We start from the raw sequence: 23,332 nt of genomic DNA, 5'->3' as shown, positions 1-23,332 counted from the left end.
TAGAGAATATCAAATAAACTTTAAAAATATAAGGAGGACAATATGTCACAAATTGGAAAGAAAATACCTGAGTTTAAAACTATGGGCTATGCCCCTAGCAAGGAAGAGTTTGTAGAGGTTTCTAACAAGGACCTTGAAGGCAAGTGGACAGTTTTAATGTTCTACCCTGCTGATTTTACTTTTGTATGTCCAACTGAACTTGAAGACATGCAAGAACAATATGGAAAGTTAAAGGAACTTGGAGCTGAAGTTTACTCTATGTCAACTGACACTCACTTCGTTCACAAGGCATGGCATGACCACTCTGAAGCTATTAGTAAGCTTGAGTTCACAATGCTGGCTGACCCCCACAAGTCAATTGCAAGGGACTTTGATGTCCTTGATGAAGAAGCAGGCCTTGCACAAAGGGCTACTTTTATAATTGATCCAGATGGAGTGATCCAAACTTTGGAAATCAATGCAGATGGCATTGGCCGTGATGCAAGTCAAGTTATTGACAAGATTCGCGCAGGACAATTTGTAAGAAACAATCCTGGCCAAGTATGTCCAGCAAAATGGAAGCAATCTGGCAAGACTTTAACTCCAGGACTAGACCTAGTTGGCAAGATCTAATGTTAGATCAAAGTTTAAAAAATCAGGTTGCTGAATATTTTAAGCTTCTTGAAAAGGAAGTTGTAATTTCAGTAGACCTTGATGATACAGAAAATTCAAGGGACTTAAAAAAGTTCTTAGATGAGCTAGGGGGACTTTCTGACAAAATAAAAATAAAGGAGGAGGAACTAAAGTTTAAGCCAAGCTTTAGCCTTTCATCAGATAGTAGTAGTGGAATCAATTTTGCAGGCATACCCCTTGGACACGAGTTTGAGTCCTTTATACTTGCCATCCTACAAGTTGGGGGTCGCCCACCCAAGATTGATGACAAGACTAGGGAAAGGATTATGGCAATAGAGGATGAAATGAATTTCGAAACCATGGTCAGCCTATCTTGCCACAACTGCCCTGAAGTAGTTCAGTCCCTAAATATTATGGCAGTCATAAACCCAAAGATCTCCCACACAATGGTGGACGGGTCTGTCTTCACTGACTATGTTGAAGACCTTGGTGTACTTGCAGTGCCAACAACTTATGTAAATGGAGAAATCTTTAACAGAGGAAAAATTTCCTTAAATGAAATCTTAAATAAGATAAAGAAGGAAGAAGTTGACCTAAGGCTTGAAGAAAAACCTATTTATGACTGTCTGGTAATAGGTGGAGGCCCTGGTGGGGCGACAGCAGCCATCTATGCAGCGAGAAAAGGGATAACAACTGCCCTTGTAGCCGAGGAATTTGGCGGTCAAGTAAAGGAAACTCTTGCCATAGAAAATATTACGGGCATAGCCTACACAGAGGGTCCCAAGTATATGGAGGATGTCAAGGCACATCTTGACAAGTACAAGGTAGAAGTCATTGAAGGACTATCAGTTACAGGCATAGAGAGAGACGAGAAGTTAAAGATCCTAACAGATAAGGGAAATCTCTTCGCAAGGACTATTGTTATAGCTACAGGTGCTAAGTGGAGGCTCATTGGCATTCCTGGAGAAATTGAATTTAGGAACAAGGGCGTCGCCTACTGTACTCACTGTGATGGACCACTATTTAGAGGCAAGAAGGTTACAGTAATTGGTGGAGGAAACTCTGGCATAGAAGCAGCCATAGACCTTGCCAGCATAGCAAGAGAAGTCCTAGTCCTAGAATTTTTGCCTGAATTAAAGGCAGATAAGCTTCTCCAAGACAAGCTTAGGGGATTTAAAAATGTAAAAATAGTTACTAATGCAGAAACTCAAGCCTTAAGTGGGGAAAAGTTTCTTGAAAAAATCACCTACAAGGACAGGGTCTCTGGACAAGTTATAGAAGAAGCCACTGACGGATGCTTTATTCAAGTTGGACTTGTGCCAATGACAGAATGGCTTGACAATGTTAAAAAGAATCCTCGCGGTGAAATAATTGTAAATGAATTTGGAGCAACAAATCTTGAAGGAATTTATGGGGCAGGGGACTGCACTAACTCAGCCTTCAAACAAATTGTAATTGCAGAGGGATCAGGTGCGACAGCAGCCCTTGGTGCCTACAATTATTTAATGACTAAGGGAAATTGAAGTTTCTATTAAAAAGAAGTAGGGGCGACCTACTTCTTTTTTGATGTCTTGGATTTTTGAAAGTGTATATTTTTTATGGGAAAATTTTTAAGGCTCTTTATTTATATATAATAGAAAAAAATAAAAATTTGTAAAAATTTTTGTCTAAGGAAATTTTTCTAGCAAAATAATTTATTTTTTTGAAGAAAAAATTTGTCTAAGAGAAAAATAAAATTTTTTAAAAAAATTTTAAAAAAATGTGTAAATTTCCTTTACAAGTGGCTTTATTTGTTATATAATACCAGAGCGTTTAAAAAAGAAAGTTGCGATGAAGTCATAAGTTGCTTGAGATTTTGTTGAAAAAAAGGAGTTTCGAGGTAATTATGACAGAGAAGTCCAAGCTGGACTTGGGCGCGGGTTATTTTTTTCAGACGGGCCACTTGATACACAAGGGTGCGTTTATCGATAACCCCATTCGCAAGTAAGGCTTTAGCGAATAGGAGGTAAATATGTCTAACAAAGGCAAACAAAAAATCAGAATTAAACTTAAAGCTTATGATCACGAATTACTTGATAATTCAGCACTAAGAATTGTTGATGCTGCTAAAAAGAGCGGTGCAGAAGTTTCTGGACCAATTCCTCTTCCAACAGAAAAGGAAATCATCACAATTATAAGAGCTGTACACAAGTATAAGGATTCAAGAGAACAATTTGAGCAAAGAACTCACAAGCGTCTAATTGATATACTTAATCCTACACAAAAGACTGTAGATTCACTTATGAAGTTAAATCTACCAGCTGGTGTAGATATAGAAATTAAACTTTAAAACTTTGCTTTATATGACTTCTAAATAGAAGTCCGCTGTAAATATTAGGAGGTGCAACATGAAATATTTAGTAGGTAAAAAAATTGGCATGACCCAAATTTTTGATGAAGAGGGTATTGTCACTCCTGTCTCAGTTATTGAAGTAGAACCAAATGTTGTTGTGCAAAAGAAAACTATTGAAAGCGATGGTTACAATGCTATCCAAGTTGCAACACATGAAGTTAAGGAAAAGAAACTTAACAAACCTGAGAAGGGACATTTCGACAAGGCAGGCGTAGGATATAGAAAACATCTTTCTGAATTTAGAACTGATGATGTTGAGTCTTACAATCTTGGCGATGAAATAAAGGTAGATTTATTTGAAGTTGGAGAACATGTTGATGTTATCGGTACTTCAAAGGGTAAAGGAACTGCTGGTATTATTAAACGCCACAACTTCGGTCGTGGTAGAGAAACTCACGGTTCTAAGTTCCACAGAATGCCAGGTGGTATGGGTGCTGCTTCTTATCCAGGAAAAGTATTCAAAAACCACAGAATGGCTGGAAAAATGGGTAACGAAAGAGTTACTGTTCAAAACCTTGAAATTGTTAGAATAGATACAGATAAAAATTTAATTTTAGTTAAGGGTGCTATTCCAGGACCTAAGAAGGGAACTGTTAGAATTAAAAGCACTACTAAAATGACTAAATAAGATAGGGAGGTAAAGAAATGCCTAAAATTCAAATGATTGACATTAAGGGAAATCCTGTTGAAGAAGTCGAACTAAGTGAAGGGCTATTTGATGCTCCTGTAAGCACTCATGCTGTTTATTTAGTTGTTAAAAATATTTTGGCTAATAATAGACAAGGTACTCACTCTGCTAAGACTCGTGCTGAAGTGCGTGGCGGCGGAAGAAAACCTTGGAGACAAAAGGGAACTGGTCGTGCAAGACAAGGTTCCATTAGATCACCTCAATGGAGAGGCGGCGGAGTTGTTTTCGCTAAGAAACCTAGAGATTACTCTTACACAACTCCTAAGAAAACTAGAAGAGCTGCTCTTAGATCAGTTCTTACTACAAAATTACAAGATGGTGAAATAATCCTTGTTGACAAATTAACTATGGAAGAACCAAAGACAAAGATTTTCGCCAACATCTTAAAGGATATTAAGGCAGGAGGAAAGGCTCTTGTAGTTGTTAATGACGACGAAAAAGATGTTCAAAGAGCTGCAAGAAATATCGCTGGTGTAAAGACATCAAGAGCTACTGATATTAATGTTTATGATTTATTAAAATACGATAACTTAATTATCACTAAGGCTGCACTTGATGTTGTTGAGGAGGTTTTTAACTGATGAATAAATTTGACATTATTAAAAGACCTTTAGTTACTGAACAAAGTATGGACATGATGGCAGAAAATAAGTACACTTTTGAAGTGCCAAAGGATGCCACTAAGCCTGAAATCAGAGCAGCTGTTGAAGAAATCTTCGGCGTTAAGGTTGAAAAAGTATATACAATGAATATGCGTGGAAAATTAAAGAGACAAGGAGTTCATCAAGGAAGACGTCCTTCATGGAAAAAGGCTATAGTTAAACTTACTGATGACTCAGAACCAATAGAATTTTTTGATTCTATTTGATAAGTAGGAGGTATTAAAATGGCGATTAGAGGATTTAAACCTACAACTCCTGCCCGTAGAAAGATGACTGTTGCTACTTTCGATGAGATTACTAAGACTACACCTGAAAAATCTCTTCTAGTTAGCTTCAGTAAAACTGCCGGTAGAAATTCTCAAGGTAGAATTACTAGTAGACATAGAGGCGGCGGAGTTAAGAGAAAATATAGAATTATAGATTTAAAAAGAGATAAAGACAATATTCCTGCAAAAGTACAAGCTATTGAATATGATCCATATAGAACTGCTTACATTGCACTTTTATCTTATGCTGATGGTGAAAAGAGATACATCATTCAACCTAACGGACTTAAGGTTGGCGATATTGTAGAATCAGGATCAGATGCAGATATCAAAGTTGGTAATGCACTAATGCTTGCTGATATCCCTGTTGGTACTACTGTTCACAACATCGAAATGACTCCTGGAAAGGGCGGTCAAATTGCAAGAAGTGCTGGATCATCAGCTCAACTTATGGCAAAAGAAGGAAAATATGCTCAACTTAGACTTCCTTCAGGTGAATTTAGATTAGTTAACCAAAGATGTAAGGCAACTATTGGACAAGTTGGAAATATTTCTCATGAACTTATCACTTTAGGTAAAGCAGGTAAGAGCAGATATCTTGGAAACAGACCTCATGTTAGAGGATCTGCAATGAACCCTGTTGATCACCCTCATGGTGGTGGAGAAGGTAGAACTCCAGTAGGTAGACCTTCACCTATGACTCCTTGGGGCAAGAAAGCTCTAGGACTTAAGACTAGAAAGAAATCTAAAAAATCTGATATGTATATAGTAAGAAGAAGAACTAAGTAATCGGAGGGTATAATGAGTAGATCAATAAAAAAAGGACCATTTGCTGATGAACACCTTCTAAAGAAGGTTGACGAGCTTAATGAAAAAAATGAAAAGAAAGTAATTAAAACTTGGTCTCGTCGCTCAACTATTTTCCCTGAATTTGTTTCACACACAATTGCTGTTCATGACGGCAGAAAACATGTGCCAGTATATATTACTGAAGACATGGTAGGACATAAATTAGGTGAATTTGTTCCAACAAGAACATATAGAGGCCACGGCGGCAAGAGCGAAAAGAGCACAACAGTTAAATAAGGAGGGTTAAAATGCAAGCACAAGCAATTGCAAAATATGTAAGAATATCACCTCTTAAGGTGAATTATATTTGCGCTGAAATACGCGGCAAAAGCGTTGATGAGGCCCTCTCTATTTTAAAGTTTACTAATAAGAGGGGAGCTCATGAACTCTATAAGGTATTAAAATCAGCTGTAGCTAATGCTGAAAACAACCTTAATTTAGACAGAAGCGATCTTTATGTGAAGAAAGCATACGCTAATGACGGACCTACTATGAAGAGATTTCGTCCTAAGGCTAAGGGTATGGCTTATCCAATCCTTAAAAGATCAAGTCACATTGGCGTTGTAGTAGCAGAAAGAGAGTAAGGAGGTAGAGAATGGGCCAAAAAGTAAACCCACATGGACTTCGTGTTGGAGTAATCAAAGATTGGGATTCAAAATGGTATGCAGACAAGAAAAATTTTGCCGATCTTTTAGTTGAAGACAACAATATTAGAAAATATGTTAAGAAAAAACTCTATACTGCAGGTATTTCTAAAATTGAAATCGAAAGAGCTGCTAACAGAGTTAAAGTTTCAATTCACACAGCTAAACCAGGTATGGTTATTGGCCGTGGTGGCGCTGGAGTTGAAGAACTTAGAGCTGAAATTGAAAAGCTAACAAATAAATCTGTTGTAATAAATGTTGAAGAAATTAAGAACCAAGATTTAGACGCACAAATCGTTGCTGAAGCTATTGCTGAATCTCTTGAAAGAAGAGTTGCATTTAGACGTGCAATGAAACAAGCTATCCAAAGAACTATGCGTCAAGGAGCTCTTGGTATTAAGACTTCTGTATCAGGCCGTGTTGGCGGTGCAGATATGGCAAGAACTGAAGGTTATTCTGAAGGAACTATTCCTCTTCAAACATTAAGAGCTGATATCGACTACGGTTTCGCTGAAGCTGATACTACTTATGGTAAGCTTGGCGTTAAAGTTTGGCTTTATAAGGGCGAAGTTCTTCCTGAACTAAGAGAAGATTCAAGAAGAAAACCTAGAGACAATAGAGACAATAGAGATAACAGAAACCGCAAGAGACGCGATAATAGAAACAATAATTTTAATAGAAATAATAGAAGAGACAATAAAAATAAAGAGTCTTAAAGAAGGGAGGAATAGTCATGTTGATGCCTAAGAGAGTAAAATATCGTAAAGTTCACAGAGGCAGAATGAAGGGCAAGGCTATGCGTGGTAATGAGCTTGCATACGGCGAATATGGTATAAAAGCTTTAGAACCTTGTTGGATAACTTCAAATCAAATAGAAGCAGCACGTCGTGCTATGACAAGATATATTCGTAGAGGTGGAAATATCTGGATTAAGATTTTCCCAGACAAACCTGTTACTGAAAAACCTGCTGAAACTCGTATGGGTTCCGGTAAAGGTGCTCCAGAGTATTGGGTTGCAGTAGTTAAACCAGGAAGAATTTTATTTGAAATGGGCGGTGTTTCTGAAGATGTTGCAAGAGAAGCTATGAGACTTGCATCTATGAAACTCCCTGTGAGAACTAAATTCGTTATGAAAGATAAGGATGGTGACTCAAATGAAGGCTAATGAAATTCGCAAGATGTCAAGCGAAGATTTAAATAAGAAAGTTATTGAACTTAAAAATGAACTTTTTAATTTGAGATTCAGATTGGCCACTGGTCAACTTGACAATCCATCAAGTATTAAAAGTGTTAAAAGAGATATAGCAAGAGTTAAAACGATCATTAGAGAACGTGAACTTGAAGTTGGAAAGGAGGCTTAATCTCATGGAAAGAAATTCAAGAAAAACTATAACAGGAATTGTAGTAAGTGATAAAATGGATAAGACTATTGTAGTTCAAACTGAAACTTTAAAAACTCATCCAATTTACAAAAAGAGATTTAAGAAGACTACTAAATTCAAGGCTCATGATGAAAATAATGAATGTGGTATTGGTGATCGCGTAAAACTTATGGAAACTAGACCACTAAGTAAAGATAAAAGATGGAGACTTGTAGAAATTATTGAAAAGGCTCAATAATTTTAACTTGAAAGGAGAATAACATGATTCAACAAGAAACAAGATTGCGTGTTGCTGACAATTCAGGTGCAAGAGAACTATCTGTAATTAAAGTCCTTGGTGGAACTAATAGAAAGACAGCTTCTATCGGAGATATTGTAGTGTGTTCTGTGAAGAATGCAACACCCGGTGGCGTTGTCAAAAAAGGTGCTGTTGTAAAAGCAGTTATTGTTAGAACAAACAAGGGTATCAGCAGAAAAGATGGATCTTACATTAGCTTCGATGATAATGCTGCTGTTGTAATTAAAGATGATAGAAGCCCTGTTGGCACTCGTATTTTTGGACCTGTAACTAGAGAACTAAGAGCTGGAAACTTTATGAAGATTATTTCTCTAGCTCCGGAAGTACTATAATTTGGAGGTGTAATATGAAAATTAAAAAAGATGACATCGTAAAAGTTATAGCCGGAAAAGATAAAGGCAAAACTGGTAAAGTCCTAAGAACAATTCCTAAAAAAGATTTAGTAGTTGTTGAAAAGGTAAATATTGTTACTAAACACATTAAACCTAGAGGACCTCAAAACCCAGGTGGAATAGAAAAAATGGAAGCTCCAATTCATGTATCTAATGTTATGTACTTTGACAGTGCATCAGGAAAGGCTACAAGAATTGGCTATAAATTTGAAGACGGAAAAAAAGTTAGATATGCAAAGTCTAGCGGAAAGAACATTAAATAGGGGGTAGAATAATGACTTCAAGATTACAAGAAAAATATAAGACAGAAGTTGTGGGCCACCTAATGGAACATTTCAACTATAGAAATGTTATGGAAGTACCGAAACTTGAAAAAATCACTATTAACATAGGTATTGGTGAAGCTAAGGATAACCACAAGGCTCTTGAATCAGCAGTAGAAGAACTTACTACTATAGCTGGTCAAAAGGCTGTTGTTACTAAAGCAAGAAAATCAATTGCCAACTTTAAACTTCGTGCAGGACAAAATGTTGGTGTTAAGGTTACTCTAAGAGGACAAAGAATGTATGAATTCTTAGACAAATTAATGAATGTTGCACTTCCAAGAGTTAGAGACTTTAGAGGTGTTAAGCCTACTGCTTTTGATGGTAGAGGAAACTATGCCCTTGGTCTTAAAGAACAACTTATCTTCCCTGAAATTGAATATGATAAGGTTGACGCTATTAGAGGAATGGACATTGTTATTGTAACTACTGCTAATACTGATGAAGAAGCTAAAGAATTCCTAGACAAAATGGGAATGCCTTTTGCTAAGGCTTAAGGAGGTACATTGTGGCAAAAAAATCAATGATTGCAAAACAAAAGAGGAAACAAAAGTATTCTTCTCGTGAATATACTAGATGTAAAATCTGTGGAAGACCACATGCTGTTTTACAAAAATATGGAATATGTAGAATATGCTTTAGAGAACTTGCGTACAAGGGACAAATTCCTGGCGTAAGAAAAGCTAGCTGGTAAAAGCCTTAGATGAAAGGAGGCAAACTGATATGATGACAGACCCAATTGCAGATATGCTATCAAGAATTAGAAATGCAAATAATGCAAGACACAAATCTGTTGATATTCCTTGCTCTAAAATTAAAAGAGAAATAGCTCAAATTCTTCTTGATGAAGGCTATATTAAAGGATTCGATGTTGTTGAAGACGACAAACAAGGAATGATCAAGATTGATCTTAAGTATTCAGAGGACGGAGAAAAAGTTATCTCTGGCTTAAAGAGAATATCTAAACCGGGACTTAGAGTTTATGTTAAGTGCGAAGATGTTCCTAAAGTTCTTGGAGGACTAGGAATTGCAATTATCTCTACATCTAAGGGAATAATTACAGATAAAAAAGCAAGACAAGATAAAGTTGGCGGAGAGGTAATCTGCTACGTTTGGTAATTTGGAGGTGAAAAATGTCAAGAATTGGCAAAAAACCTATTGAAATCCCAAAGGGCGTTGATGTTAAAGTTGACGGTCAAACAGTTACTGTTAAGGGACCAAAGGGTGAACTAACACAATCTTTCGATAAAGATTTAAAAATAGAATTAAATGACGGAGTTCTCACTGTAGAAAGACCAAATGAAATTAAAAGAATTAAGGCACTTCACGGTTTAACTAGAACTCTAATCTACAATATGATAATTGGCGTTACAGAAGGTTATACAAAATCTCTTGAAATAATAGGAACTGGATACAGAGCTGCTAAGAAGGGAAAGGTTCTTTCTCTTAACTTAGGTTTCTCACATCCTCTAGATCTTGAAGATCCAGAAGGTATTGAAGTTGAAGTTCCTGCTCCAAACTCAATTATCGTAAGAGGCAATGACAAACAACAAGTTGGCGCTTATGCTGCTTTCATTAGAAGCTTCAGAGAACCTGAACCATATAAGGGGAAGGGTATCAGATACACTGATGAACATGTAAGACGTAAAGTTGGTAAGACTGGTAAGTAAGAGAGGAGAATTTAAGTGTTAAAAAAGATTAATAAAAATGAAAACAGAATAAAAAGACACAAAAGACTTAGAAATCATATCTCCGGTACTGCTATGAGACCAAGACTTTCAGTTTACAGATCATCAAAGCACATCTATGCTCAACTTATTGATGATGAGGCTGGTAACACTTTATTAAGTGCATCAACTCTTGATAAGTCATTGAATTTAGAAAACACTGGAAATATTGAAGCGGCAAAGGCTGTTGGTACTTCTATTGCTAATAAGGCAAAAGAAAAGGGTATCGAAGAAGTTGTTTTTGATAGAAGTGGTTATGTTTATCACGGAAAAGTCAAAGCACTTGCTGACGCAGCTAGAGAAGCCGGACTAAAATTCTAAGAAGGAGGAAGTAATGGAGCGTTCATTAATAAATGCGGCAGAACTTGATCTTGAAGAAAGAGTTGTATCTATAAACAGAGTTGCCAAAGTAGTTAAGGGTGGTAGAAACTTTAGATTCTCAGCTCTTGTAGTAGTTGGCGACAGAAACGGACACGTTGGTGTAGGTACAGGTAAGGCTCTTGAAGTTCCTGAAGCTATTAGAAAAGCAACACAAGATGCTAAAAAACATCTTATTAAAGTAAACCTACTAAACACTTCTATTCCTCATCAAGTTACTGGAATTTATGGTGCAGGTAGAGTTTTCTTAAAACCAGCAAGAGAAGGTACAGGAGTTATCGCAGGCGGTGCAGTTCGTGCTGTATGTGAACTTGCAGGTATTTCAGATATTCGTACTAAAAATATTGGTACAAACAATCCAAGAAACACAGTTAATGCAACTATTGAAGGTTTAAAACAACTTAAAACTGTTGAATCTGTTGCAAGACTTAGAAATAAATCAGCGGATGAAATTTTAGGATAGGAGGAAAATCATGAGTACAATTAAAATTAAACTTGTTAAAAGTCCTATCGGCAAAGTACCTAAACACAGAAAAACAATAAAAGCACTTGGATTTACTAAGTTAAATCAAGTTATTGAAAAAAATGATACACCTCAAATCAGGGGTATGTTAAAGCAAGTCGATTATATGATCGAAGTAGTAGAATAAGGAGGTGTACCTAATGAAGTTACATGACTTAAGACCTAATGAAGGCGGCGGAGTTAAAGCTAGAAAAAGAGTAGGTCGTGGAATAGGTTCCGGTACTGGCAAAACATCTGGCAAGGGTCACAAGGGACAAAATGCTAGAAGTGGCGGAGGAGTAAGACCTGGATTTGAAGGTGGACAAATGCCACTATTTAGACGTCTTCCAAAGAGAGGATTTACTAACATCTTCAAGAAAGAATATGCAGTTATTAACGTAGCAGATCTTAATGTATTTGAAGAAGGAACTGAAATCACTCCTGAATTCTTAATAGAAAACAAATTTATCAAAGCTGGTAAAGCTAAAGACGGAATTAGAATTTTGGGAGATGGTGAATTAAATGTAAAACTTACTGTAAAAGCTCAGCATTTCTCAAAATCTGCTAAAGAAAAAATTGAGGCTTGCGGAGGAAAGGCCGAGGTGATTTAATGCTATCCACTTTTAAGAGTGCATGGAAGATTGAATCTCTTCGTAAGAAGATGCTTTTCACTTTATTCATGCTTCTACTTTATAGACTTGGATCACATATTGCCGTTCCTTATATGAACTCACAAGTTATTTCACAACTTATGAGTGGAGCAGGCGGATCAATTTTCTCCTTCCTAGATTTAATGGCAGGAGGTAACTTTAGACGATTTACAATTTTTGCTGCTAACATTTATCCATATGTTACTGCATCAATTATTCTTCAACTTTTGACAATTGCCATTCCTTCATTGGAATCTCTTGCAAAGGAAGGGGAAACTGGTAGAAAGGCAATAGCTAAATATACTAGATATCTTTCTACTGCTATAGCTCTTGTTCAAGCAATTGGTTATACTTTTGGTTTCTTTAGAAAAGCAATCGATGCTACAAGTGCTCTTGAATACACAACTATAATCCTATCAATAGTAGCAGGTACTTCTATACTTGTTTGGATAGGTGAACAAATAACTGAACATGGAATCGGAAATGGTATTTCAATTTTAATTTTTGCAGGTATTGTTTCAAGATTTCCAATTGATATAGCTCAATCTATTGCTCTTGTAAAGGCAGGCAAATCTAGCCCAATCTTCTTAGTGCTATTTGTAATAATTGCTATTGCAATTGTTGTATTTGTAGTAACACTTACGGAAGGTGAGAGAAGAATCCCTGTGCAATATGCAAAGAGAGTTGTAGGAAGAAAGATGTATGGCGGACAAGCTACTCATATTCCTATTAAGGTTTTGATGACTGGTGTTATGCCAATTATCTTTGCCAACTCACTTCTTGCTATTCCAGCAACTATTGCTATGTTTACAAGTGAATCAACTAGAAATTGGATTCAAAAATGGTTAACTCCTGCTGGAGGACCTGGAGCTGTGATTTATATAATATTTACTGTTATTCTTATTGTATTCTTCACATTCTTCTACACTACAATCCAATTCAACACTGTTGAATACTCTAAAAACCTTCAAGCTAATGGTGGTTTTATTAGTGGTATTAGACCAGGAAAACCTACAAGCGATTATTTAGGCAGAACTTTAAATAGATTGGTTATGCCGGGAGCAATTGCACTTTCTATACTTGCAGTTCTTCCAACTATACTAACACTTATTTCAGGCCTACAATTTAATTATGGTGGTACATCAATTATCATCGTAGTTGGTGTTGTACTTGAAATTCATAGAGTATTAGAACAACAATTAATCATGAGAAATTATCGTGGTTTCTTAAAGAATAAATAGGAGGCATTTATGAAATTAGTTATATTGGGACCTCCAGGGGCCGGCAAAGGCACACAAGCTGAATATATTGTTGAAAGATACAATATTCCACACATTTCAACTGGAGATATCTTTAGAGAAAATATTAAGAACAATACAGAACTTGGTAAAGAAGCTAAGTCTTATATGGACAAGGGTCTTTTAGTTCCTGATGATCTTGTAATCGCCCTTGTTGAAGACAGACTTAACAAGGCTGATGCTAAAGAAGGATTTCTATTAGATGGTTTTCCAAGAACTGTGGCTCAAGCTGTTAGTCTTGACTCTATTTTAGACAAGAACAATGACAAATTAACTAAGGTTATTAATATTTCAGTTGATCCTGAAATTTTAATAGAAAGAGCTGTTGGAAGACGAGTTTGTAAAACTTGTGGAATGACTTATCATGTTAAATTCAATCCTCCAAAGGAAGAAGGAATTTGTGATAAGGATGGCACTAAGCTTATTCAAAGAGATGACGATACTGAAGAAACTGTAAAAACTAGAATTTCAGTTTACTTTGATCAAACTGCACCTCTTATTGATTACTACAGGGCACAAAATCTTCTTGTAGATATTGATGGTGCTAAGGATATTGACAAGGTATTTGAAGATATAGTTAATGGTCTCGAATAGTTCATGGATAATACATTTAGTCTTTTTAAGGGACAAGTTGTAAGATCCAAAAAAGGTAGAGATGAGGGAAAAGTTTTTGTGGTAGTTGATATTATCGACAAAGACTACCTTTATCTTGTTGATGGAAAACTGAGAAAGCTAGATCGACCAAAGAAAAAAAAGGTAAAACATCTTTATATTTATAAGGACATTATTGATCTTGACCTTAAAGATCTAAGCGATTCTTATATTAGGAAGAAACTATTACCTTATAGCTAAAGGAGGATCCTTAATAATATGGCTAAAGAAGATGTAATCGAAGTTGAAGGCGTTGTTGTAGACGCTCTTCCAAACACTCATTTCAAGGTAGAACTTGAAAACGGACATATCATACTTGCTCATATTTCAGGTAAATTGAGAATGAATTATATTAGAATTCTTCCTGGTGATAAGGTGACAGTTGAGCTTTCACCTTATGATCTTACAAGAGGAAGAATAACTTGGAGAAAGAAATAATCCTAAGGTTAGGAGGCATTTAAATGAAAGTAAGACCATCTGTAAAAAAGATGTGCGAAAAGTGCAAAATTATTAAGAGAAACGGAAAAGTAATGGTAATCTGTGAAAATCCGAAACATAAACAAAGACAGGGATAAGGGAGGTAATTATGGCTAGAATTTCCGGTGTAGATTTACCTAGAGAAAAGAGAGTTGAAATCGGACTCACTTATATTTATGGTATTGGAAAACCTAGATCTCAAGCAATTTTAACTGCTGCAGGCGTTGATTTTGATACAAGAGTTAAAGATTTGACTGAAGCTGAACTTGCTAAAATTAGAGATGAAATAGATAAATACCACGTAGAAGGTGATTTGCGTCGTGATGTTGCAATGAGCATCAAGAGACTTCGTGAAATCAACTGTTATCGTGGAAGAAGGCATAAAATGGGTCTTCCTGTAAGAGGACAAAAAACTAAGACTAATGCTAGGACAAGAAAAGGTCCTAAGAAACTTGTTAGTAAAAGTAAGTAAGGGGGGACTTTAATGGCTAAAAAACAAAAAGTTACACGTTCAAGAAGACGTGTTCGTAAAAATATTGAAAAGGGTGAAGCTCACATAGCTTCAACATTTAACAACACTATGGTTACTCTTACTGATATTAACGGTAATGTTATATCTTGGGCAAGTGCTGGACAACTTGGATTTAGAGGTTCAAGAAAGTCAACTCCTTTTGCAGCACAAGAAGCAGCACAAGAAGCAGCTGAAAAGGCTAAAGAACATGGATTAAAAAGCGTTGATGTATATGTAAAGGGTCCAGGTTCAGGAAGAGAAGCTGCAATTAGATCTCTTCAAGCATCAGGTCTTGAAGTAACTATGATTAAAGATGTTACTCCAATTCCTCACAATGGATGTAGGCCACCAAAACGTAGAAGAGTCTAAGCTATTTATCGAGAAGGAGGGTACCCATGATTGAAATTGAAAAACCTAGGATTAGTATTGAAGAATTAGATGAGTCAGGTTTATATGGCAAATTTGTCGTTGAACCTCTAGAAGCTGGATTTGGTATCACTATTGGAAATTCCTTAAGAAGAGTGCTACTTTCCTCTCTACCAGGCGCAGCTGTATCTTTCATCAATATACGCGGCGTTGAACATGAATTTGATACAATTCCAGGAGTATTGGAAGATGTACCTGAAATAGTTTTAAATATTAAATCTATAGTTTTAAAGATGACTGAAGATGAACCTGTAAAACTTATTATAGAAAAGAAGGGCAAGGGAGAAATTAAAGCCTCTGACATTGAACTTCAACCTCATGTAACTATTATAAATCCAGATCAACATATAGCGACTCTAAATGAAGATGCTGATTTTTATCTTGAAATGATGGTTGAAAAGGGAAGAGGCTACGAACCTTCTGAACTTAAAAAGGATGAAATAACTGAAATTGGAATTATTCCAATGGATTCTAACTTCACTCCTGTGGAAAAAGTAAACTGGAAAGTTGAAAACACAAGAGTGGGTCAAAGAACTGATTATGATAGATTAATCCTTGAAGTTACAACAGATGGCTCTATGAAAGCTGATGAAGCTACATCTCTTGCAGCAAAAATCTTGACAGAACATCTTGAACTCTTCATTGGCCTTAAAGAACATGTCAGTGAAATAAATTTGATGGTTGAAAAAGAAGAGGATCAAAAAGAAAAAGTTCTCGAAATGACAGTTGAAGAATTAGATCTATCTGTTAGGTCTTTTAACTGCCTAAAGAGAGCTGGAATAAACAGCGTTGAGGAACTTACTAATAAGACTGAAAGTGAAATGATGAAGGTTAGAAATCTTGGTAGAAAATCCCTACTAGAAGTAACTGAAAAACTTGAAGAATTAGGACTTGGCCTCAAAGCTGAAGAAGATTAAGGAGGACATTATGGCAAAAAACAGAAAACTTGGCCGTAATTCAAGTCATAGAAAGGCAATGCTTAGAAACCTTGTTACTTCTCTTTTGCGTGAAGGTAGAATTCAAACTACTCACACAAGAGCTAAGGAAGTTCAAAAGATTGCTGATCGTATGATTACACTTGGAAAAAGAGGCGACCTTCACGCAAGAAGACAAGCTTTAGCATATATTTATTCAGAAGATGTTGTTACAAAATTATTTGACGAATACGCTGAAAAGTATGCAGATAGAAATGGTGGATACACTAGAGTATTGAAGATGGGTCCAAGACGTGGAGACGGTGCAGAAATTTCAATTATAGAATTAGTATAAGGAAATCCAATGGGGTTTCCTTTTTTTTATACTTTTGGAGGTTCTATGCTTTATAGAAGTATTTATAGTTCTCCCCTGGGGAAAATTTTAATCCTTTTCCATGAGGGCACTCTTCTTGGACTTTATTTTGAAGGGCAAGAAGAATTTAATGTGCTTATAAAGAATGAAGAGGTAAAAAATTTTGATGATGGGAAGGATTCTGATATAAAAGATAAAAATCTTAGTGGTAAAAGTCTTGGTCATGAAAAAAATAAAGTGTCTGGAGAAAAAATTTGTGACGATAAAATTTTAGGAGAAACTAAAAAATGGTTAGACCTATATTTTTCTGGAGAAGAGCCAAATTTTACACCTAAGTTAAAACTTGAAGGCACAGAATTTAGAAGAGAAGTGTGGAAAATTTTGTTGAAGATCCCCTATGGAGAGACTCTTACCTATAAGGACATAGCAGAAAAACTCGTCGCCAGTGGCAAGTACGAGAGAATGTCTGCACAAGCAGTGGGCGGTGCAGTAGGGCACAATCCATTTTCTATAATCATCCCTTGCCACAGGGTGGTGGGGACAAGTGGGTCTCTTACTGCCTATGCAGGAGGGCTTGCTAGAAAGGTGAGGCTCCTAGAGCTTGAAGGCGTAGATGTAAATAAATTTTTCATGCCAAAAAATCACAAATAATTTTTATTCAAAAATTTTAAGGAGAATTTTAAAAAATTCTCTCGGCAAATTACTTCAAGAAAATTTTACAATATTTTGTTACTTTTAAGCTTGAAAAAATTTTTCTAATGTATTATCATATAAGTATTAGCAGAAGACATTAGTGAGTGCTAAATTTAAGGAGGTTAATATAGATGAAACTTAGACCACTTGACGATAAAATCGTCATCAAGAAAATTGAAAAAGAAGAAACAACTGCTTCAGGCATAGTTCTTCCATCATCAGCCAAGGAAGAATCAAACATTGCAGAAGTTGTTGCAACGGGAAATAAGTTAGATACAGACGAAGATATGAAGGGTCTTGTAAAAGTTGGAGACAAGGTTATTTTCTCAAAGTATGCTGGAAATGACATCGAACTTGACAAGGAAAAGTACACAATTATAAAATTCCAAGATATCTTGGCAGTTATTGAATAAGGAGTGATAACATGGCAAAGGAAATTAAATTTTCAGAAGATGCTAGAAAAGGCTTAATAAAAGGTATCAATACTCTTGCTGATACAGTTAAGGTTACACTTGGACCTAAGGGCAGAAATGTAATTTTAGACAAGGAATATGGCACACCACTTATTACAAATGATGGTGTTACAATTGCAAGAGAAATTGAATGTGAAGATAAATTTGAAAACATGGGTGCACAACTTTTAAAGGAAGTTGCTACAAAGACTAATGATGTTGCAGGTGACGGCACAACAACAGCTACTCTACTTGCTCAAGCAATTATTAGAGAAGGAATGAGAAACCTTGCAGCAGGTGCAAACCCAATGATTCTACAAAAGGGAATTGAAAAGGCAGTGGAAAAAGCTGTTGAAGAAATTAAAAACTTCTCTACAGAAGTTTCTTCTAAGGAAGCAATCGAACAAGTTGCATCCATTTCAGCTGCCAATGAACAAGTTGGAAAGCTTATTTCTGAAGCAATGGAAAAAGTTGGCAACGACGGTGTAATCACTGTTGAAGAATCAAAATCAATGGGGACAAGCCTTGATGTAGTTGAAGGTATGCAATTTGACAGGGGATACCTTTCTCCATACATGGTGACAGATTCTGACAAAATGGTTGCAGAATTAGAAGATCCATACATTTTAATTACAGACAAAAAGATTTCAAATATACAAGAAATTTTGCCACTACTTGAACAAGTTCTTCAAGCATCAAAACCACTTCTTATCATAGCAGATGACATTGATGGCGAAGCCCTAGCAACTCTAGTTGTAAACTCTCTAAGAGGAACACTAAATGTAGTTGGAGTAAAGGCTCCAGGCTATGGCGACAGAAGAAAAGATATGCTACAAGACATTGCAATCTTAACTGGCGGACAAGTTGTTTCATCTGACTTAGGTCAAGACCTTAAGGACGCAACAATAGACATGCTTGGCTCAGCAGCAAAGGTTAGGGTAGAAAAAGACCTTACAGTTATAGTAAATGGCGCAGGGGAAAAATCTGAACTTGAAAATAGAATTTCCCACATTAAAAATCAAATAGAAGAATCAGATTCAGAATTTGACAAGGAAAAATTACAAGAAAGACTTGCAAAACTTTCTGGAGGAGTTGCAGTAATCCAAGTAGGAGCAGCAACAGAAGTTGAACTTAAAGAAAGAAAGCTAAGAATCGAAGATGCCCTTGCAGCAACAAGAGCAGCAGTAGAAGAAGGAATTGTAGCTGGCGGTGGAACAGTACTAATCGACTCAATAGACGCAGTAGCAAAAGTAGTTGACGAATTAGAAGACGACGAAAAAACTGGCGCAAATATAATCCTTAAGGCATTAGAAGAACCACTAAGACAAATAGCAGAAAACGCAGGACTAGAAGGTTCAGTAATAGTAGAACATGTAAAGACAAAAGAAGCAGGCATTGGCTTTGACGCATATAGGGCAGAATATGTAGACATGAAAAAGGCTGGAATAGTGGACCCAACAAAGGTAACAAGATCAGCCCTACAAAACGCAGCAAGCGTAGCATCTATGATTTTGACAACAGAAGCAGCAGTAGCAAACATAAAAGAAGATGCCCCAGCAATGCCTCCAATGAATCCAGGCATGGGTATGATGTAATTAATGGTAGTCTCAATCGTGACGAGTCACGATTGAGACGGTCTTCAAGCTGAAGGCGACTGAAAGGAGCCTGAAGCTATGAAGAACCTTATCCAGCGACTGCAGAAAAAACGACCGAATAGGGAGTTTTTTCAAAGGAGTCGGATTGTAAATCTTAAAACAAACTCATTAAAGACAGCTAAAAAAAGGCTGTCTTTTTAAATGTCTTCACACTGAAACCAAGCTAGTCGGATATCTTGAAACAAATTAAATAAAAAAAGAAAGTAGCCTTAAAACCACAAGACTACTTTCTTTATCTTTCATATAAATTTTAAAACATCCAAGGTAAAAATATAGCCCCAGTTTCGGCCACATGATCAAGGGATTTAGATTCACTTAAAGAGGAAAAAGATGCATAAATCTTTCTTCCCATATCCTTTATATCCAAAGTTGGCCTTTCCAAATGCCCCTTATTTAAGTCGCCAAAAATATCGTAGACCAAACTTTTTCCATCACTGACGATTTCTACATAAACAGTTCCCTGGAAGCCCTTACCTTCAGTTTCTAAGGAGACATCTTTCACAGAAATTATTTTCTGGCTTTTTATACCAAAAATTAGACACAAATCAAAATCATTAGACTTACTCTCAGAAAATATTCTTTTTTTCAATAAGTAGTGACCATCTTGGTAAGTTTTTTCCTTGTATATTTTAAAGTCGCCCTGGTTATCTCTTTTATATATTCTCGTGTCGGCACTTAGTTTTCTCGGACTTGTTGAATTTTCTTTAGACTTGTGACTTTGTGAAAAATATATTAGCCCGCCAATTAAAAATATTGAAATAAAAACTATTAAAACTTTTTTCATAGTGACCTCCTAATATTTTTATTAATTTTATTATAGCACAGCTTTAAATGGATATAAATTTAAAAATATATACTTGTTTAAATCCCAGCAACAAGAGTAAGTATATTAAGAGGTGTTTTATGTTTATTAATTATATTAAGGCTTTTAATGACAATTATATTTGGACAATAGAAAAGGATGGCAAGACTCTTGTTGTGGATCCTGGCGATGCTGACCCTGTCATAGATTATTTGAAGGATAAAAATCTTGACTACATTCTTTTAACTCACAAGCACATGGATCATGTAGGCGGCGTTAAAGAACTTAAAAATAAATATGGTGCGAAAGTCTACGGACCACTTGAAACAAAAGAATATAACGACTTTACTTTAAGTGATGGCGATGAGTTTGAAGTCATGGGTGAAAACTTTATAGTTATTTTAACTGCAGGACACACAGATGATCACATCTCTTATCTAATGGGAGATAAATTATTCTGCGGCGATGCCCTTTTCCTTGCAGGCTGCGGCAGAGTCTTCACTAAGGACTACAATAAATCCTATGAGGGTCTTTTGAAACTAAAAAATTTAGATGAAGACACTTTAGTTTACCCCGCTCACGAATATTCTCTTGCAAACCTAGAATTTGCAAGGTCTGTCATTTCTAATGAGGACTTAAACAGAGAATATGAGAGAGTAAAAAAACTGCGTGAAGAAGATAAAATCACCCTTCCATCAACAATAGAAAAGGAGAAAAAAATAAATCTCTTCTTCTTGGCAAGGGACTTAGATGAATTTATACAATTTAGAAATAAAAAGGATAATTTTTAAAGAGAAAGCTCTGGGTCATAAGCTGATCCAGAGCTTAATTTTTTATTGATTTAATTCTTTTTCTATTTTATTTAGCAAATCTTCTGGTATAGGGTTTTCTTCACTATACTTAGGATAATCTATGTCCTTGCAGAAAGCGTAAATATATTCTTCTAAACTAGGTGCAGAAGAAAGAGGGTTAGTCATAGAGAGACATTGTTTCTTAAAGTTATAGTCATGCATTTTTGATAAAATATAACCTTGGTTATTGGAATCTGTAATAATTAAGTCTGGATAGACTTCAAAAATTACATCTGTATCTGGGTTTTTTTCGCTTCCAATAATTTTTGCATGAGGATAAAGATCCTTTGCTTCCTCTACTGTTCCACCAACATTTTCATAGCCAATTTCCTTTAAAATAAGAGAAATATTTTTAGTTAATGCCACAATATTATACTTTTCCTCAATTTGCTTATCTTGATCTTCCTTTGCTGAAGACTCTTCTGCTTGGGCTTTTTCACTTTGAATAGAATTTTTTGATGCTTCCTCACTAGAATTTGCACTTTCGCTATTTGTTTTTTTACAACCACTAAAAATTAAGGGAAGTGTCAATAAAATAATGAGATATTTCTTTTTCATTTAGTTACCTCCTAATAATATAAAATTTTTGGTTGAATAAATAAAATAAAGCTTTACTTATTCATGATTTAATGGTTACATATTATTGTAATAAAGTAAAGAGTGTATTTATAAAGGAGGATTTTTTATGAAGAAGAAAATTTTAACTTTTATTGTTGTGGGATTTATCGTTTTTAGTATTAACATTTCAGTTTTTGCAAGTAAGGGACTAGTTATTGCACAAGATGATACAGACAGCTTAATAGAAATCACTTCGGAAATGAGGCCTTTAGGCTATGACGATGATGCTATATACTATACTCGTAATTCACCTTTTTGGAAAGTACAGTATTCAAAATATTTTGAACCAAGTATTTATAGAACTGAAACAAGAAATGGACTTTTATATACTGGAAATTTAAAATTTATAGGTCTGGTTCTTGAGGAAGATAATGGGCATTATAGGGGAGCTTATGTAGGGACTTTATATTATTATGGACACGCAAGGTGATAAATAAAAATTTTGATAAAAGCGTTGGTTTTGCACCAACGCTTTATTTTTTATATTTATCAACCGATACCGCCAAATTTTGCGCCTGCTATTAGGGCAATTATGGCTGCTGTTACATATACATATTTTGCAAGTGGATAATACCATCCGCCAATTTCTTTTTCATGACCTTGACTAACTGCAGGGATTACATAATCTTTTCCTGCAACCCATAGGAACATTATGCCAGCAAGGGCTGCTCCAAGTGGGCAGATGTAAATGGAAACTACATCCATCCAACCGCCGACTATAGCTTGAATAAATATAGCTACGATACAACCAATTACATGAATAGTTGTTGTTGCAATTGGTCTTGAAAAATTAAATTGTTCTTGCAAATAAGCAACTGGTGCTTCGTAAAGATTTATTATGGAAGATACGCCTGCGAAGAGCACACAGATGTAGAAAATAATACCAATGACTCTTCCTACAGCCATGCCATTAAATACATTTACTAGGTAAATAAACATTAGTCCAGGACCACCAGTATCAAGAGGTGCATTTGCTGTTGCCATGGCAGGGATAATTACAAAGGCTGCAAGTAGAGCTGCAAGAGTATCAAAGACTGCAACATTTCTTGCAGAGGATGGAATGCTTTCGTTTTTAGGTAAATAGGAGCCGTAAATTACTGTTCCATTTCCGGCAACGGATAGGGAGAAGAAGGCTTGTCCAAAGGCAAAAATCCAAACTTTTGGATCCTTTAAGCCTTCAGGGTTTACTGTAAAGATGTATTTATATCCATTGCTTGCACCTGGAAGGGTGAAGATGTAAATCGCAAGTCCTACAAATAAAACAAAGAGGACAGGCATCATAATTTTGTTTGCCTTTTCGATTCCGCCAGATACTCCCATTACCATAATGGCAAAGCTTGCAATAATTGCTATAACAACCCAAATATTTGCGCCAAAGGCAGAGGCTGTTTGTCCAAAAGTTCCGCCAATTACATCCATGTCTTGACCCATAGCATAAAGTCCGCCTGATAATGAAAGGAAAGTGTACTTAAAAATCCAACCCATTACACAAGTGTAACCTATGGCTAGAGCAAGGGAGCCTACTACTGGTATAAGTCCAATTATTTCGCCAAGTTTTCTATTATTCCATCTTAATTCAGTGCATTTTCCAAAGGCACCAACGGGACCAGCTTCAGCAGATCTTCCCAGTGCCATTTCAGAAATTACTCCAGTTGAACCTATAAGAATTACAAATATTATATATGGGATTAAAAAAGTCATTCCACCATAGGTAGAAACCATTATAGGGAATCTCCAAATATTACCCATACCAACTGCTGAGCCTATACAAGCAAGTATAAAACCCCATTTACTTTTAAAACCATCACGAGCTTTTAAGTTATTATCCATAGTCATTCTCCTTAAT

40 protein-coding genes are annotated in these 23,332 nt (G+C 35.8%); 37 read left to right on the top strand and 3 right to left on the bottom strand.

Annotated features, from left to right (window positions below):
- Window positions 1-42: 42 nt before the first annotated feature.
- The 35 genes from ahpC to groL all read left to right on the top strand — a co-directional run bounded on the left by ahpC (window position 43) and on the right by groL (window position 19,155).
- Window positions 43-612, top strand: coding sequence for an alkyl hydroperoxide reductase subunit C (gene ahpC / locus HGPG_RS05170; RefSeq protein WP_019124995.1), 570 nt, complete (start codon window positions 43-45; stop codon window positions 610-612).
- Window positions 612-2,135, top strand: a complete 1,524-nt coding sequence (gene ahpF / locus HGPG_RS05165; protein WP_019124994.1) for an alkyl hydroperoxide reductase subunit F — start codon at window positions 612-614, stop codon at window positions 2,133-2,135. The genes ahpC and ahpF overlap by 1 nt, the downstream gene beginning before the upstream one ends.
- Window positions 2,136-2,623: 488 nt before the next feature.
- A complete protein-coding gene (gene rpsJ / locus HGPG_RS05160; RefSeq protein WP_005957385.1) occupies window positions 2,624-2,941 on the top strand; it encodes a 30S ribosomal protein S10 in 318 nt (105 codons plus the stop codon).
- Window positions 2,942-2,999: 58 nt separating this feature from the next.
- On the top strand, window positions 3,000-3,632 hold the full coding sequence (rplC, locus tag HGPG_RS05155; RefSeq protein WP_019124993.1) for a 50S ribosomal protein L3: 633 nt from the start codon (window positions 3,000-3,002) through the stop codon (window positions 3,630-3,632).
- A gap of 17 nt (window positions 3,633-3,649) precedes the next feature.
- Window positions 3,650-4,273 (top strand): 50S ribosomal protein L4, encoded by a 624-nt coding sequence (gene rplD, locus HGPG_RS05150; protein ID WP_019124992.1) that lies wholly within the window; start codon window positions 3,650-3,652, stop codon window positions 4,271-4,273.
- Window positions 4,273-4,560, top strand: a complete 288-nt coding sequence (gene rplW, locus HGPG_RS05145; RefSeq protein ID WP_019124991.1) for a 50S ribosomal protein L23 — start codon at window positions 4,273-4,275, stop codon at window positions 4,558-4,560. The genes rplD and rplW overlap by 1 nt, the downstream gene beginning before the upstream one ends.
- A gap of 18 nt (window positions 4,561-4,578) precedes the next feature.
- The gene (gene rplB, locus HGPG_RS05140) at window positions 4,579-5,409 is read left to right on the top strand and encodes a 50S ribosomal protein L2 (protein WP_019124990.1); all 831 of its coding nucleotides are present in this window, start codon (window positions 4,579-4,581) and stop codon (window positions 5,407-5,409) included.
- A gap of 12 nt (window positions 5,410-5,421) precedes the next feature.
- Window positions 5,422-5,706, top strand: coding sequence for a 30S ribosomal protein S19 (gene rpsS / locus HGPG_RS05135; RefSeq protein WP_019107919.1), 285 nt, complete (start codon window positions 5,422-5,424; stop codon window positions 5,704-5,706).
- Between the two features lie 11 nt (window positions 5,707-5,717).
- Window positions 5,718-6,053 carry a 50S ribosomal protein L22 gene (rplV, locus tag HGPG_RS05130; protein ID WP_019124989.1) on the top strand — a complete coding sequence of 112 codons (336 nt, stop codon included), beginning with the start codon at window positions 5,718-5,720 and terminating at the stop codon, window positions 6,051-6,053.
- An 11-nt stretch (window positions 6,054-6,064) separates the two neighbouring features.
- Window positions 6,065-6,829 carry a 30S ribosomal protein S3 gene (gene rpsC / locus HGPG_RS05125; RefSeq protein WP_019124988.1) on the top strand — a complete coding sequence of 255 codons (765 nt, stop codon included), beginning with the start codon at window positions 6,065-6,067 and terminating at the stop codon, window positions 6,827-6,829.
- A 17-nt stretch (window positions 6,830-6,846) separates the two neighbouring features.
- Window positions 6,847-7,278 (top strand): 50S ribosomal protein L16, encoded by a 432-nt coding sequence (rplP, locus tag HGPG_RS05120; protein ID WP_019124987.1) that lies wholly within the window; start codon window positions 6,847-6,849, stop codon window positions 7,276-7,278.
- The gene (rpmC, locus tag HGPG_RS05115) at window positions 7,268-7,474 is read left to right on the top strand and encodes a 50S ribosomal protein L29 (protein WP_019124986.1); all 207 of its coding nucleotides are present in this window, start codon (window positions 7,268-7,270) and stop codon (window positions 7,472-7,474) included. Before rplP ends, rpmC begins: the two co-directional genes overlap by 11 nt.
- 4 nt (window positions 7,475-7,478) lie before the next feature.
- Entirely contained in the window at window positions 7,479-7,733 is a 255-nt protein-coding gene (gene rpsQ / locus HGPG_RS05110) for a 30S ribosomal protein S17 (RefSeq protein WP_019124985.1), read from the top strand.
- A gap of 23 nt (window positions 7,734-7,756) precedes the next feature.
- Window positions 7,757-8,125: a 50S ribosomal protein L14 gene (rplN, locus tag HGPG_RS05105; protein ID WP_019124984.1), complete on the top strand. Its 369-nt coding sequence runs from the start codon at window positions 7,757-7,759 to the stop codon at window positions 8,123-8,125.
- A gap of 14 nt (window positions 8,126-8,139) precedes the next feature.
- Window positions 8,140-8,448, top strand: coding sequence for a 50S ribosomal protein L24 (gene rplX, locus HGPG_RS05100; RefSeq protein WP_019107912.1), 309 nt, complete (start codon window positions 8,140-8,142; stop codon window positions 8,446-8,448).
- A gap of 11 nt (window positions 8,449-8,459) precedes the next feature.
- A complete protein-coding gene (gene rplE, locus HGPG_RS05095) occupies window positions 8,460-9,005 on the top strand; it encodes a 50S ribosomal protein L5 (protein WP_019124983.1) in 546 nt (181 codons plus the stop codon).
- Window positions 9,006-9,016: 11 nt separating this feature from the next.
- Window positions 9,017-9,202: a type Z 30S ribosomal protein S14 gene (locus HGPG_RS05090; RefSeq protein ID WP_019107910.1), complete on the top strand. Its 186-nt coding sequence runs from the start codon at window positions 9,017-9,019 to the stop codon at window positions 9,200-9,202.
- Window positions 9,203-9,231: 29 nt separating this feature from the next.
- Window positions 9,232-9,627 (top strand): 30S ribosomal protein S8, encoded by a 396-nt coding sequence (gene rpsH / locus HGPG_RS05085; RefSeq protein ID WP_019124982.1) that lies wholly within the window; start codon window positions 9,232-9,234, stop codon window positions 9,625-9,627.
- Between the two features lie 14 nt (window positions 9,628-9,641).
- A complete protein-coding gene (gene rplF, locus HGPG_RS05080) occupies window positions 9,642-10,178 on the top strand; it encodes a 50S ribosomal protein L6 (RefSeq protein WP_019124981.1) in 537 nt (178 codons plus the stop codon).
- Window positions 10,179-10,193: 15 nt separating this feature from the next.
- Window positions 10,194-10,556, top strand: a complete 363-nt coding sequence (gene rplR, locus HGPG_RS05075) for a 50S ribosomal protein L18 (RefSeq protein ID WP_019124980.1) — start codon at window positions 10,194-10,196, stop codon at window positions 10,554-10,556.
- A 13-nt stretch (window positions 10,557-10,569) separates the two neighbouring features.
- A complete protein-coding gene (rpsE, locus tag HGPG_RS05070) occupies window positions 10,570-11,076 on the top strand; it encodes a 30S ribosomal protein S5 (RefSeq protein WP_019124979.1) in 507 nt (168 codons plus the stop codon).
- Window positions 11,077-11,086: 10 nt separating this feature from the next.
- A complete protein-coding gene (gene rpmD / locus HGPG_RS05065; RefSeq protein WP_019124978.1) occupies window positions 11,087-11,263 on the top strand; it encodes a 50S ribosomal protein L30 in 177 nt (58 codons plus the stop codon).
- A 13-nt stretch (window positions 11,264-11,276) separates the two neighbouring features.
- Window positions 11,277-11,726, top strand: a complete 450-nt coding sequence (gene rplO, locus HGPG_RS05060; protein ID WP_019107904.1) for a 50S ribosomal protein L15 — start codon at window positions 11,277-11,279, stop codon at window positions 11,724-11,726.
- Window positions 11,726-13,006, top strand: a complete 1,281-nt coding sequence (gene secY / locus HGPG_RS05055; protein ID WP_019124977.1) for a preprotein translocase subunit SecY — start codon at window positions 11,726-11,728, stop codon at window positions 13,004-13,006. Before rplO ends, secY begins: the two co-directional genes overlap by 1 nt.
- 9 nt (window positions 13,007-13,015) lie before the next feature.
- Entirely contained in the window at window positions 13,016-13,657 is a 642-nt protein-coding gene (locus tag HGPG_RS05050) for an adenylate kinase (protein ID WP_019124976.1), read from the top strand.
- 3 nt (window positions 13,658-13,660) lie between these two features.
- Window positions 13,661-13,915, top strand: a complete 255-nt coding sequence (locus HGPG_RS05045) for a KOW domain-containing RNA-binding protein (protein ID WP_019124975.1) — start codon at window positions 13,661-13,663, stop codon at window positions 13,913-13,915.
- An 18-nt stretch (window positions 13,916-13,933) separates the two neighbouring features.
- The gene (gene infA, locus HGPG_RS05040) at window positions 13,934-14,152 is read left to right on the top strand and encodes a translation initiation factor IF-1 (protein ID WP_005957367.1); all 219 of its coding nucleotides are present in this window, start codon (window positions 13,934-13,936) and stop codon (window positions 14,150-14,152) included.
- Window positions 14,153-14,175: 23 nt separating this feature from the next.
- Window positions 14,176-14,289 (top strand): 50S ribosomal protein L36, encoded by a 114-nt coding sequence (gene rpmJ / locus HGPG_RS05035; RefSeq protein WP_010244353.1) that lies wholly within the window; start codon window positions 14,176-14,178, stop codon window positions 14,287-14,289.
- An 11-nt stretch (window positions 14,290-14,300) separates the two neighbouring features.
- Window positions 14,301-14,663 carry a 30S ribosomal protein S13 gene (gene rpsM / locus HGPG_RS05030; RefSeq protein WP_019124974.1) on the top strand — a complete coding sequence of 121 codons (363 nt, stop codon included), beginning with the start codon at window positions 14,301-14,303 and terminating at the stop codon, window positions 14,661-14,663.
- A gap of 12 nt (window positions 14,664-14,675) precedes the next feature.
- Window positions 14,676-15,071, top strand: a complete 396-nt coding sequence (gene rpsK / locus HGPG_RS05025; protein ID WP_019124973.1) for a 30S ribosomal protein S11 — start codon at window positions 14,676-14,678, stop codon at window positions 15,069-15,071.
- Between the two features lie 26 nt (window positions 15,072-15,097).
- Window positions 15,098-16,045 (top strand): DNA-directed RNA polymerase subunit alpha, encoded by a 948-nt coding sequence (locus HGPG_RS05020; protein ID WP_019124972.1) that lies wholly within the window; start codon window positions 15,098-15,100, stop codon window positions 16,043-16,045.
- Between the two features lie 10 nt (window positions 16,046-16,055).
- Entirely contained in the window at window positions 16,056-16,397 is a 342-nt protein-coding gene (gene rplQ, locus HGPG_RS05015; RefSeq protein WP_019124971.1) for a 50S ribosomal protein L17, read from the top strand.
- 45 nt (window positions 16,398-16,442) lie between these two features.
- Window positions 16,443-17,066: a methylated-DNA--[protein]-cysteine S-methyltransferase gene (locus tag HGPG_RS05010; protein WP_019124970.1), complete on the top strand. Its 624-nt coding sequence runs from the start codon at window positions 16,443-16,445 to the stop codon at window positions 17,064-17,066.
- Window positions 17,067-17,239: 173 nt separating this feature from the next.
- Window positions 17,240-17,521 carry a co-chaperone GroES gene (locus HGPG_RS05005; protein WP_019124969.1) on the top strand — a complete coding sequence of 94 codons (282 nt, stop codon included), beginning with the start codon at window positions 17,240-17,242 and terminating at the stop codon, window positions 17,519-17,521.
- A gap of 11 nt (window positions 17,522-17,532) precedes the next feature.
- Window positions 17,533-19,155, top strand: a complete 1,623-nt coding sequence (gene groL / locus HGPG_RS05000; RefSeq protein WP_019124968.1) for a chaperonin GroEL — start codon at window positions 17,533-17,535, stop codon at window positions 19,153-19,155.
- Between the two features lie 310 nt (window positions 19,156-19,465).
- Here groL and HGPG_RS04995 read toward each other — a convergent pair whose 3' ends face one another.
- Entirely contained in the window at window positions 19,466-19,999 is a 534-nt protein-coding gene (locus HGPG_RS04995; protein ID WP_019124967.1) for a hypothetical protein, read from the bottom strand.
- A 119-nt stretch (window positions 20,000-20,118) separates the two neighbouring features.
- Here HGPG_RS04995 and gloB point away from each other — a divergent pair, with 119 nt between their 5' ends.
- Window positions 20,119-20,808, top strand: coding sequence for a hydroxyacylglutathione hydrolase (gloB, locus tag HGPG_RS04990; RefSeq protein ID WP_019124966.1), 690 nt, complete (start codon window positions 20,119-20,121; stop codon window positions 20,806-20,808).
- 42 nt (window positions 20,809-20,850) lie between these two features.
- Here gloB and HGPG_RS04985 read toward each other — a convergent pair whose 3' ends face one another.
- Window positions 20,851-21,426: a hypothetical protein gene (locus tag HGPG_RS04985; protein ID WP_019124965.1), complete on the bottom strand. Its 576-nt coding sequence runs from the start codon at window positions 21,424-21,426 to the stop codon at window positions 20,851-20,853.
- A 127-nt stretch (window positions 21,427-21,553) separates the two neighbouring features.
- Between HGPG_RS04985 and HGPG_RS04980 the strand changes: the two genes are divergently transcribed.
- Entirely contained in the window at window positions 21,554-21,916 is a 363-nt protein-coding gene (locus HGPG_RS04980; RefSeq protein ID WP_019124964.1) for a hypothetical protein, read from the top strand.
- 59 nt (window positions 21,917-21,975) lie between these two features.
- Here HGPG_RS04980 and HGPG_RS04975 read toward each other — a convergent pair whose 3' ends face one another.
- The gene (locus HGPG_RS04975; protein WP_019124963.1) at window positions 21,976-23,316 is read right to left on the bottom strand and encodes a sodium-dependent transporter; all 1,341 of its coding nucleotides are present in this window, start codon (window positions 23,314-23,316) and stop codon (window positions 21,976-21,978) included.
- Window positions 23,317-23,332 lie beyond the last annotated feature (16 nt).

It is taken from the genome of Peptoniphilus grossensis ph5 (assembly GCF_000311825.1).
GTDB classification, from domain to species: Bacteria; Bacillota; Clostridia; order Tissierellales; family Peptoniphilaceae; genus Peptoniphilus_A; species Peptoniphilus_A hominis.
Note: the sequence above shows the minus strand (reverse complement) of the source record. Positions and strands in the feature narration are given on the sequence as shown.

Excerpts from the sequence above, each read along its gene's own strand:
- rpsE (WP_019124979.1), top strand. The coding sequence starts at position 10,570 with ATGGAGCGTTCATTAATAAATGCGGCAGAACTTGATCTTGAAGAAAGA.
- rpsQ (WP_019124985.1), top strand. The coding sequence starts at position 7,479 with ATGGAAAGAAATTCAAGAAAAACTATAACAGGAATTGTAGTAAGTGAT.
- rplE (WP_019124983.1), top strand. The coding sequence starts at position 8,460 with ATGACTTCAAGATTACAAGAAAAATATAAGACAGAAGTTGTGGGCCAC.
- gloB (WP_019124966.1), top strand. The coding sequence starts at position 20,119 with ATGTTTATTAATTATATTAAGGCTTTTAATGACAATTATATTTGGACA.
- rplX (WP_019107912.1), top strand. The coding sequence starts at position 8,140 with ATGAAAATTAAAAAAGATGACATCGTAAAAGTTATAGCCGGAAAAGAT.
- HGPG_RS04980 (WP_019124964.1), top strand. The coding sequence starts at position 21,554 with ATGAAGAAGAAAATTTTAACTTTTATTGTTGTGGGATTTATCGTTTTT.
- HGPG_RS05010 (WP_019124970.1), top strand. The coding sequence starts at position 16,443 with ATGCTTTATAGAAGTATTTATAGTTCTCCCCTGGGGAAAATTTTAATC.
- rplQ (WP_019124971.1), top strand. The coding sequence starts at position 16,056 with ATGGCAAAAAACAGAAAACTTGGCCGTAATTCAAGTCATAGAAAGGCA.
- rplD (WP_019124992.1), top strand. The coding sequence starts at position 3,650 with ATGCCTAAAATTCAAATGATTGACATTAAGGGAAATCCTGTTGAAGAA.
- ahpF (WP_019124994.1), top strand. The coding sequence starts at position 612 with ATGTTAGATCAAAGTTTAAAAAATCAGGTTGCTGAATATTTTAAGCTT.
- HGPG_RS05005 (WP_019124969.1), top strand. The coding sequence starts at position 17,240 with ATGAAACTTAGACCACTTGACGATAAAATCGTCATCAAGAAAATTGAA.
- secY (WP_019124977.1), top strand. The coding sequence starts at position 11,726 with ATGCTATCCACTTTTAAGAGTGCATGGAAGATTGAATCTCTTCGTAAG.
- rplN (WP_019124984.1), top strand. The coding sequence starts at position 7,757 with ATGATTCAACAAGAAACAAGATTGCGTGTTGCTGACAATTCAGGTGCA.
- groL (WP_019124968.1), top strand. The coding sequence starts at position 17,533 with ATGGCAAAGGAAATTAAATTTTCAGAAGATGCTAGAAAAGGCTTAATA.
- infA (WP_005957367.1), top strand. The coding sequence starts at position 13,934 with ATGGCTAAAGAAGATGTAATCGAAGTTGAAGGCGTTGTTGTAGACGCT.
- rpmD (WP_019124978.1), top strand. The coding sequence starts at position 11,087 with ATGAGTACAATTAAAATTAAACTTGTTAAAAGTCCTATCGGCAAAGTA.
- HGPG_RS05045 (WP_019124975.1), top strand. The coding sequence starts at position 13,661 with ATGGATAATACATTTAGTCTTTTTAAGGGACAAGTTGTAAGATCCAAA.
- rpmJ (WP_010244353.1), top strand. The coding sequence starts at position 14,176 with ATGAAAGTAAGACCATCTGTAAAAAAGATGTGCGAAAAGTGCAAAATT.
- rplC (WP_019124993.1), top strand. The coding sequence starts at position 3,000 with ATGAAATATTTAGTAGGTAAAAAAATTGGCATGACCCAAATTTTTGAT.
- rpsC (WP_019124988.1), top strand. The coding sequence starts at position 6,065 with ATGGGCCAAAAAGTAAACCCACATGGACTTCGTGTTGGAGTAATCAAA.
- rpsS (WP_019107919.1), top strand. The coding sequence starts at position 5,422 with ATGAGTAGATCAATAAAAAAAGGACCATTTGCTGATGAACACCTTCTA.
- rplW (WP_019124991.1), top strand. The coding sequence starts at position 4,273 with ATGAATAAATTTGACATTATTAAAAGACCTTTAGTTACTGAACAAAGT.
- HGPG_RS05050 (WP_019124976.1), top strand. The coding sequence starts at position 13,016 with ATGAAATTAGTTATATTGGGACCTCCAGGGGCCGGCAAAGGCACACAA.
- rpsJ (WP_005957385.1), top strand. The coding sequence starts at position 2,624 with ATGTCTAACAAAGGCAAACAAAAAATCAGAATTAAACTTAAAGCTTAT.
- HGPG_RS04985 (WP_019124965.1), bottom strand. The coding sequence starts at position 21,426 with ATGAAAAAGAAATATCTCATTATTTTATTGACACTTCCCTTAATTTTT.
- HGPG_RS05020 (WP_019124972.1), top strand. The coding sequence starts at position 15,098 with ATGATTGAAATTGAAAAACCTAGGATTAGTATTGAAGAATTAGATGAG.
- rplF (WP_019124981.1), top strand. The coding sequence starts at position 9,642 with ATGTCAAGAATTGGCAAAAAACCTATTGAAATCCCAAAGGGCGTTGAT.
- rpsH (WP_019124982.1), top strand. The coding sequence starts at position 9,232 with ATGATGACAGACCCAATTGCAGATATGCTATCAAGAATTAGAAATGCA.
- rpsK (WP_019124973.1), top strand. The coding sequence starts at position 14,676 with ATGGCTAAAAAACAAAAAGTTACACGTTCAAGAAGACGTGTTCGTAAA.
- rpsM (WP_019124974.1), top strand. The coding sequence starts at position 14,301 with ATGGCTAGAATTTCCGGTGTAGATTTACCTAGAGAAAAGAGAGTTGAA.
- ahpC (WP_019124995.1), top strand. The coding sequence starts at position 43 with ATGTCACAAATTGGAAAGAAAATACCTGAGTTTAAAACTATGGGCTAT.
- rplV (WP_019124989.1), top strand. The coding sequence starts at position 5,718 with ATGCAAGCACAAGCAATTGCAAAATATGTAAGAATATCACCTCTTAAG.
- HGPG_RS04975 (WP_019124963.1), bottom strand. The coding sequence starts at position 23,316 with ATGGATAATAACTTAAAAGCTCGTGATGGTTTTAAAAGTAAATGGGGT.
- rpmC (WP_019124986.1), top strand. The coding sequence starts at position 7,268 with ATGAAGGCTAATGAAATTCGCAAGATGTCAAGCGAAGATTTAAATAAG.
- rplB (WP_019124990.1), top strand. The coding sequence starts at position 4,579 with ATGGCGATTAGAGGATTTAAACCTACAACTCCTGCCCGTAGAAAGATG.
- rplP (WP_019124987.1), top strand. The coding sequence starts at position 6,847 with ATGTTGATGCCTAAGAGAGTAAAATATCGTAAAGTTCACAGAGGCAGA.
- rplO (WP_019107904.1), top strand. The coding sequence starts at position 11,277 with ATGAAGTTACATGACTTAAGACCTAATGAAGGCGGCGGAGTTAAAGCT.
- HGPG_RS04995 (WP_019124967.1), bottom strand. The coding sequence starts at position 19,999 with ATGAAAAAAGTTTTAATAGTTTTTATTTCAATATTTTTAATTGGCGGG.